General features: G+C 70.3%; 4 protein-coding genes. 2 read left to right on the forward strand and 2 right to left on the reverse strand.

Features of this window, described 5'->3' with window-relative positions; genetic code table 11:
* Positions 1–27 precede the first annotated feature (27 nt).
* Positions 28–573, reverse strand: coding sequence for a hypothetical protein (locus VOI19_RS14405; protein WP_323793654.1), 546 nt, complete (start codon positions 571–573; stop codon positions 28–30).
* A 114-nt stretch (positions 574–687) separates the two neighbouring features.
* On the opposite strand from VOI19_RS14405, the gene VOI19_RS14410 reads away from it, so the two are divergent.
* Positions 688–2,316: a phospholipase D family protein gene (locus VOI19_RS14410; protein ID WP_323793655.1), complete on the forward strand. Its 1,629-nt coding sequence runs from the start codon at positions 688–690 to the stop codon at positions 2,314–2,316.
* A gap of 78 nt (positions 2,317–2,394) precedes the next feature.
* Complete coding sequence (locus VOI19_RS14415; protein WP_323793656.1) at positions 2,395–4,533, forward strand: molybdopterin-containing oxidoreductase family protein; 2,139 nt, start codon at positions 2,395–2,397, stop codon at positions 4,531–4,533.
* 85 nt (positions 4,534–4,618) lie between these two features.
* On the opposite strand, the gene VOI19_RS14420 is transcribed toward VOI19_RS14415, so the two are convergent.
* Positions 4,619–4,846, reverse strand: a complete 228-nt coding sequence (locus VOI19_RS14420) for a hypothetical protein (protein WP_323793657.1) — start codon at positions 4,844–4,846, stop codon at positions 4,619–4,621.
* Between the last annotated feature and the right edge of the window lie 25 nt (positions 4,847–4,871).

The following is a 4,871-nucleotide window of genomic DNA, read 5'->3' on the forward strand; positions in this document are numbered from 1 at the left end:
GGAGGTCCGGGCGGCGTCGGTCGTTCGTCACCCGGCCGCGGGAGGAGCGAAGACGTCGACCGCAGAGTTGTACCCGGGCGCGTTGAACGACACCGCGAAGGTCGCGGTGGAGCCGCTGGCTGCGCTCCAGATGTTGCTCTGCGGCAGGTCGACGGATCCTCCCGTGGCGACAGCCCGCTGGTACTGGTAGGTGTACGTGCCTTGGCCGTTGGGGTGGTCGCCCACCTGGGCCCAGTACGCGCCGGGGTCCCTCGTCGAGGAGTGAGCGGCGGCCTCGCTGCAGGTGGGTGACACGGTGAGGCCTCCTACGTCGATACCTGGCCCACCCCTGCACACCAACGTGTGGTCCTTGAAGAAGACGTACGAGATGTCGGGGTCGGCGTGGTATCGGTACTCCGACCCTCCGCGGGAGTAATCGAGGTGGCCGGTGCCGCCGTGGGATGTCGCGTGGGCGGGGGCGGCCGTGACGGCGACGATCGTCGGAGCAGTCCACGCCGCGCCGGCGATGGCAGCACGGCGACTGACGGGGTGCGGGCCGCCGGGGCCGGCAACGTGGCGATTGATGGGTGTCATGAGCGTTCCGCTTCGGTGAAGGAGCACTGATTTCACGCGATTCCATCGTAGGAACGGTGTCAACGCCGGTCCCCTCTGCCGACGCACGGCCCGGGCATCGGGCAGGGTGGTGGGATGGCCGACCCGACCGAGATCTCGTCGCACGACCTCACCGCGTGGCTTCTGAGCGCTGACGAACGGGGGAACGATCGGACCCGCCTCGACGAGATCCACCCCGGCCAGGCGTGGACCGAGGGCAACCGGGTCCGTCCACTGATCCACGGAGCGACCTACTTCGCGCGGCTGCACGAGTGTCTCGAGGCGACGGGCGCCGGCGACGTGGTGCGCTTCGCCGACTGGCAGGGCGATGCCGACGAGCGGTTGACGGGGGAGCCCGGTAGCGAGGTCCTGGAGGTGCTGGGTCGGGCCGCCGCTCGAGGGGTCGACGTGCGCGGTCTGGTGTGGCACTCCCGACCGGCCGCGGCGGCCGGAGACCTGGGCGACAACGCGGAGTTCAGCTCGCGGCTGAGGGCTCGGGGCGTCGAGGCGTGGCTGGACCTGCGCACACGACCGCGGGGGTCGCACCACCAGAAGTTCGTCGTGCTGCGGCATCGCGACGACCCGAGTCGCGACGTGGCCTTCGTGGGCGGGATCGACCTGTGTCACTCGCGCCGCGACGACGCGGAGCACCTCGGTGACCCGCAGCACTACGACCTCGCCGAGGAGTACGGCGCCACGCCCCCGTGGCACGACGTCCAGGCGGAGATCACCGGGCCTGCAGTGCACGACGTCGAGACGGTCTTCCGCGAGCGTTGGGAAGACCCGGCCCCGTTCGACGGGACGTCGGGTCGGCGGATCACCCGACCGCGACGCAGCACGCCGTCGACCCCCACCCCGTCGCCCCTGCCGGCCCAGCTCCCTGCGCCACCCGCAGTTCCCGGAGGGACCCACGTCGTGCAGCTGCTGCGGACCTACCCCCAGCTGACTGCGAAGCGTGACTACCCCTTCGCCCCGGGCGGAGAGCGGAGCGTGGCGCGCGGCTACACCAGGGCGATCCGACGCGCGCGACGGTTGATCTACGTGGAGGACCAGTACCTGTGGGGCCGCCACGTCGGCGAGATGTTCGGCCGAGCCCTCGAGCAGAACCCCGAGCTCCACATCATCGCCGTCACCCCGCTCCATCCGGACCTCGAGGGACCGCTCGGTCGGTGGCCCCAGCTGGAGGGGCGGCGTCGGGCACTGCGGCACCTCCTACGGGCCGCCCCCGACCGGGTGGCGCTCTACGGCTTGGAGAACCACTCCGGCACGCCGGTCTACGTGCACGCCAAGGCGTGCGTCATCGACGACACCTGGACCACCATCGGCTCCGACAACTTCAACCGGCGCTCGTGGACCCACGACTCCGAGCTCTCCGCGGTGGTCGTCGACCGGGCGGGGGACTACGGGCGTCGGCTGCGTCTCACGCTGGCGGCAGAGCACCTCGACCGTGTGTGCGACGAGTCGTTCACGACGACGGCCGACTGCCTCGATCCTGCGGACATGTTCGCGACCTATGCCGCATCCGCCGCCCGGCTGGACGCCTGGCACGACGGTGGTCGCGTGGGTCCGCGTCCCGACGGTCGACTGCGCGCGATGCGGGCCGGCGAGCTGGGTCCGTTCGCCCGGGCAGTCGCCGCGCTGCCCTACACCTACCTCCACGACCCCGACGGCCGACCGCGCCACCTGCGTCGGGACCACGGCTTCTGGGAAGAGAACCGCAGTTAAAGAACCCTGTTCAAGTAGGCCCTCGGCGCCGTAGGGTGCGGAGCGCCGGGAGGGGCACCTGCGACGAGGAGTCAGGCGTTGAGCCACACGACCAAGACCTTTTGCACGATCTGTACGGCGTTCTGCGGGTTCGAGGCGCGAGTCGAGGACGACCGCATCGTCGAGATGGTGCCCGATGCCGAGCACCCGATGAGTCGCGGGTTCAGCTGCACGAAGGGCCGCCAGTTCCATCACCTGCTGACCGCGGCCAACCGGCTCACCTCGGCCCGGGCGGGTCGCGGGGACCAAGCGCGCGACGTGGCGACCGACGTGGCCCTCGACGAGATCGCCGAGCGCCTCGCAGCGATCCGTGCGGAGCACGGCCCCGAGTCGGTCGCGATCTATGCCGGCAACGGTGCGACGTTCAAGACCACGCCGCTGCCGATGACCCACGCCTGGCTCGCCGGACTCGGCTCCCACCAGATGTACACCTCGCTCACCATCGACCAGCCGGCCAAGGTCATCGCGGCCGGTCGCGTCGGGGTCTGGGCCGCGGGCACGCACGACTTCGAGTCCGCCGACGTGTCGATCATGATGGGCAACAACGTCGTCGTCTCGGGGCTCAACGTGCCCGGGGCCGCCCCCGGTTGGCGCCCCAAGGCGATCCGTGAGGCGAAGGAGCGCGGTCTCAAGCTGATCGTCGTCGACCCGCGACGCACCCAGACGGCCAACCTGGCCGACCTGCACCTGCAGATCAAGCCGGGGGAGGACGCGACCCTGCTCGCCGGGATGATCAGGCTGGTCCTCGACTCCGGACGCCAGGACGTCGATTTCTGCGAGGAGTTCGTGGACGGCGTCGACGACCTGCGCGCCGCGGTGGAGCCGTTCACGCTGGAGTACGTCGCCAGGCGCACCGGGCTCGACGCAGCGGACATCGAGACCGCCGTCGACCTCTTCACCTCGGGACGGCGCGGGACCGTGAGCAGCGGCACCGGGCCCGACATGGGGCCGCACGGCAACCTCGCCGAGCACCTCATCGCTGCGCTGAACGTCCTGTGCGGACGCTTCAACCGAGCCGGCGAGGTCAGCGAGACGCTGCCCGTGCTGCTGCCTGACCTTCCTTCGGTGGCGGCCGTGGTGCCGCGCGACTTCCTCCCCGACAAGCTCAGCCCCGACAAGAACACCCACCGCTCGCGCCTCCACGGAGCCCGGCAGGTCTATCAGGAGATGCCGACCAGCACCTTGGCCGACGAGATCCTGACGCCCGGTGACGGACAGGTCCGCGCGCTGATCGTCGTCGGAGGCAATCCTGTGACGTCCTGGCCCGACCGGGCCAAGACGGTGAAGGCCCTGGAGTCGTTGGACCTCCTGGTGTGCATCGACGTCCGCGAGACCGACACCGTGACCCTGGCCGACTACGCCCTCCCAGCAAGCTACGGCCTCGAGCGGCTCGAGCTGACGGCCTACAACGACTACCTCTACAACCGGCCCTTCGTGCAGTTCGCCGAGGCCGTCGTCCCCCCGCCCGGCGAGGCCCGGGAGGAGTGGGTCTACCTCGCCGAGCTGGCGCGACGCCTCGGGACCAAGGTCGAGCTGCCCGGAGGCCTCCTCGACCTCGACGACCTGCCGGACGCCGGTGGCTTCTTCGACCTGCTCTACCCCGACGGCACGACCCGCGTCGCACTCGAGGAGATCCGTCGCCACGAGGGGGGTGCGGTCTTCGAGCAGTTCGAGGGGCTCGAGGTCTTGTCGAAGTTCGAGGGCATGGACGATCGCTTCCAGCTCTTCGGCCAGGAGGTCGCGGCCGAGATCGGCACCCTCCTCGGCTACGACTCGACCGGTGGGGAGGACGAGGGATTCACCCACCTGCTCACCTGCCGTCGCAACGGCCTGGTCTACAACAGCATGTGTCACGAGATGCCGCGGTCAGCGACCAGCAACCCGGCATCGCTTCACCCTGGCGATCTCGCCGCGCTCGGCGCGCAGGCCGGGCAGGTCGTCCGGCTGGTGTCCGCGCACGGCTCGATCGACGTCCGGCTCGCGGCCGACGACACGCTCCGGCGCGGAGTGGTGTCGGTCTCGCACGGGTTCGGGAGCCTGATCGGTGGCGAGCAGGGGAGCGACTTCGCCGGCGTCTCCGAGCTGATCAGCACCGAGACCACCGTCGACACGATCAGCAGGATGCCGATCCTCAGCGCGCTACCGGTCCGGTTCGAGCTCACGCAGCTCGACCGGTAGCGGAGATCGCGGCGGAAAACGGCAACGACCCCGGACGTGGTCCGGGGTCGTTCCGAGCGAGTAGCGGTGCACGCACCGCGACTCGTCAGTCGTCGTGGTTGGAGCGGTTGGGGGTGGCGGAGAGCTTGTGCGTCTCGTCCACCACGACCTCGGCGACCTCGGCGAGCTTGTCGCCGTGCTCGCGAGCGTGGTGGGCGCAGAAGAGGAGCTCGCCGCCGGTCTGGAGCTCGACGCGCAGGTAAGCCTGGGCACCGCAGCGGTCGCAGCGGTCCTCAGCAGTCAGGGAGGTGCTGGGGGCGGTCGCAGTCGTCATGTCGGCCTCTTCTCGTTTCGGTCTG

The organism is Nocardioides sp. (genome assembly GCF_034670285.1).
Lineage (GTDB): Bacteria > Actinomycetota > Actinomycetes > Propionibacteriales > Nocardioidaceae > Nocardioides.